Origin of the sequence: Salinispora pacifica CNR114, assembly GCF_000514775.1 — a bacterium.
Classification (GTDB): domain Bacteria; phylum Actinomycetota; class Actinomycetes; order Mycobacteriales; family Micromonosporaceae; genus Micromonospora; species Micromonospora pacifica.
Genome location: NZ_AZWO01000086.1, coordinates 1 through 2193, shown reverse-complemented (window position 1 = coordinate 2193; position 2193 = coordinate 1). Strand labels below are relative to the sequence as shown.

The 2193-nt window shown below is 65.4% G+C and carries 1 protein-coding gene and 2 pseudogenes; 2 read left to right on the top strand and 1 reads right to left on the bottom strand.

Annotated features, from left to right (window positions below):
- Both B118_RS32270 and B118_RS0124785 read left to right on the top strand, forming a co-directional pair.
- A pseudogene (locus tag B118_RS32270) lies at positions 1-701 on the top strand (right-handed parallel beta-helix repeat-containing protein); the annotation flags it as partial.
- Positions 702-965: 264 nt separating this feature from the next.
- Positions 966-1346 carry a hypothetical protein gene (locus tag B118_RS0124785; RefSeq protein ID WP_028185740.1) on the top strand — a complete coding sequence of 127 codons (381 nt, stop codon included), beginning with the start codon at positions 966-968 and terminating at the stop codon, positions 1344-1346.
- Between the two features lie 143 nt (positions 1347-1489).
- Here the strand turns inward: B118_RS0124785 and B118_RS32265 are convergent.
- Positions 1490-2193 (bottom strand): annotated as a pseudogene (locus B118_RS32265) (right-handed parallel beta-helix repeat-containing protein); the annotation flags it as partial.

The window sequence follows — 2193 nt, the reverse complement described above, 5'->3', positions numbered from 1 at the left end:
TCAAGTACTCCACCGTCGACCGCAACACCGCCGCCGCAGCAGGTGGCGGCATCTACAACACCGGCCTACTGGAGATCGTCAAGTCCCACATCGACGACAACACGGTCATCGGTGGTGGTGGCGGCGGCATCTACTCTGGCAACGGCACCGTCACCATCAAGGGCGGCACCATCTCCGGCAACTTCGCCGACGCCAGCGGGGGGTTGGTTGTCTTCGGTGGCGTCGGCACCGTTACCGGCACCACCTTCACCAACAACCTGGCCCGCAGCAGTGGCGGTGGTGCCACCCGGGTCGAAAGCGGTGGACAACTCACAATGCGGAAGGTCAACCTGGCCGACAACACCGCATCGGCCCTCGGCGGCGCCATGTTCGTGGCAACGGACAGTTTCGCTGTCATCGAGGACAGCCTAATCAAGAACAACACCAATACCGGCTCAGTCGGCGGAGGCCTCTACAACGCCGGGGAAACAGTGGTTCGGCACACCAGGATCATCGGCAATCAGGCCACCGACGGTGGCGGCATTTACAACGAAGGCACAATCAGCCTCTTCACCACGAAGGTGGTCGAGAACATCGCCATCACCAACGGTGGCGGCATCTTCAACGCCGGCGGCACGGTGAACCTGAACACCGCCACCGGCACCATCGTGATCAAGAACCGACCCAACAACTGCGTCAACGTCCCCGGCTGCGCCGGATAGCGATTCGCAGTCCCACGAGGGCCCGTTCCCGCCGACGGCCGGTGGGAACGGGCCCGCTGCTGGGCCGCCCACTTTCTCGGACGGCTTACTTCCGACTGGGCGAGCCCTTCCGGCACACCAGACGACGCCACATCAGGACGACCTGCGCCAAGCCGAATCCGTCACGACGCGCCGGGCCAAACGGCCCTCCGAATGGTCGGCGCGGATGGCGAAAAATCAGACGGCCAGGGGTTCTCGGGGCGCCTATCTGGGTACGGCCACGGGATGGTGTACATGCCGTCGCTGCCGCAGCCGCAGCGGTTGCTCCTGGCAGAACTGGCCGGCACAGCCAACCGCTACAGCATCGGTGAAGGTCGGGGCCTGCCACAGGAGGTGGCCGTCGCCGCGGTACGGGCGATAACCGACGACCCGGTGTTGCTCGGCATCCAGGCCGGGGTGGCGCTGGCAGATCCGTACGGCGTCAGCCGGCCAACCGTCGAACTGCTCAAGGCTGCCGGGGCTGACATGACCATCGCCCAGCAGCACGCGACCGAAGTGCGAGAACGCCTGGAGCGGATCGGCATCTCCAATGCTTCCGACGGTGGCGTCGCTGATGGTCGATCCGGCCAGCGTGGCGACGGGCAGCCGGAAGGTCAGCGCGGGTAGGGCCGGGGGTGGTCTCACTTCGGCCCGCGGGCCGGGCTGGCGCAACTGGATGATCGACCTGCTCGGGAACGAGATGACGGTTCCGCCCCGTCGCCTACCGGCGACGGGGCGGAACTCCGTTGGCTGTCCGTTTGTTGCGGGTGCTAGCCGGCGCAGCCGGGGACGTCGACGCAGTTGTTGGGTCGGTTCTTGATCACGATGGTGCCGGTGGCGGTGTTCAGGTTCACCGTGCCGCCGGCGTTGAAGATGCCGCCACCGTCGGTGATGGCGATGTTCTCGACCACCTTCGTGGTGAAGAGGCTGGTCGTGCCTTCGTTGTAGATGCCGCCGCCCTGGTTGGCCTGGTTGCCGATCACCTTGGTGTGTCGCAGCACCGTCTGCCCGGCGGCGAAGATTCCTCCGCCGGAAGCCGAGGTCACGTTGTTTTTGATAAGGCTGTATTCGATGGTCGCGAAGCTTTCCCCTTCCTCTGCTCCGGAGACGAACAAGCCGCCGCCGAGGATGGAGGCGGTGTTGTCCGCCAGCTCGGCCTTTCGCATCGTCAGCTGGCTCCCGACGCCGGCTCGGATTCCACCACCGCTACCGCTGCTGGTGTTCCCGGCGATTCGGGTGCCGGTAACCGTGCCGATGGAGCTGGACAGGAACATCCCTGCCCCGTTGGATGCCTGGTTGCCGGAGACGCTGCCGCCCTTGATGGTGACGGTGCCGTTGGTTGAGAAGATGCCGCCACCGCCGTCGCCACTGGTGTTGTTGTCGATGTGGGACTTGACGATCTCCAGTAGGCCGGTGTTGTAGATGCCGCCACCTGCTGCGGCGGCGGTGTTGCGGTCGACGGTGGAGTACTTGA

Bases quoted from the DNA above. Each gene is read 5' to 3' on its own strand.
- B118_RS0124785 (WP_028185740.1), top strand. From the start codon at position 966: ATGGTGTACATGCCGTCGCTGCCGCAGCCGCAGCGGTTGCTCCTGGCA.